Source organism: Pseudomonas sp. CM27 (assembly GCF_013179515.1).
In the GTDB taxonomy this organism is placed as follows: Bacteria; Pseudomonadota; Gammaproteobacteria; order Pseudomonadales; family Pseudomonadaceae; genus Aquipseudomonas.
In genome coordinates, this window is the sequence record NZ_JABMCN010000477.1 from 1 (window position 1) to 796 (window position 796).

The 796-nt window shown below is 69.8% G+C and carries 1 protein-coding gene; it reads right to left on the reverse strand.

Features of this window, described 5'->3' with window-relative positions:
- Window positions 1-796, reverse strand: a 796-nt coding sequence (locus HP547_RS29060; protein WP_172288955.1) for a DUF4118 domain-containing protein, incomplete at both ends; no start/stop codon positions are given.

Consider the following 796-nt stretch of genomic DNA (forward strand, 5'->3'; position numbering starts at 1 on the left):
CAGGTCATGGGACACGGACGCCAGCAAGGCACTGCGCAACTGCTCGGTTTCGCCGTGCAGGCGCGCGGCCTCAAGCTGTTCGGCCAGACGCGCGCGCGCCAGCGCCTGGGCCAGCGGCTGGCCAAGCGCAACCAGCAAGCGCCGACGCGGGTCGCTGAGCGGCTGCCCCGCACGCGGGCGCACACCGAGCAATGCCAAGGGTTGCTCGTCCACCGCCAGCGGGCACCACCACCAGCGGCCATTGGGCAAGGTGTCGCTGCCGTGGCCGGCCGCCTGACCGTGCTGCCAGGCCCAGTCGGCGGCGGCGCGCTCGGTGTCGCTGAAGGCGTGGGCCTCACCGCTGGCTACCGTCAGCTGGCCTTCGACGTTGCGCTCCAGCAGGCACACCTGCAGGTCTTGCCAGCCGCCCAGATGCTGGCCGGCGGCATTGAACACTGCCTGGCGGTCGGTGGCCACCGTCAGCCGGCGCGACAGGTCGAGCAACTGGCTGGTCTGCGCCTGGGTCTCGCGCAGCGCCTGAAGCTGGCGGCGCTGGCGGGCGGCCAGGTTGCCGGTAAGCGCCGCCATCAACAGGAAGAACACCAGGGTCAGCACGTCTTCTTCGCGCTGGATGCTGAACGAGAAATTGGGCGGGATGAACAAGAAGTCGTAAGTCAGGAACGACAGCGCCGCGCAGGCCAGCGCTGGCCCCAGGCTGCTGCGTACCGCGACCAGCAACACCGCCGCCAGGAATACCAGCGAGATATTGGGTAGCGCCAGCACACTCGATACCGCCCAGGCCAGGCCCGCCGCCATG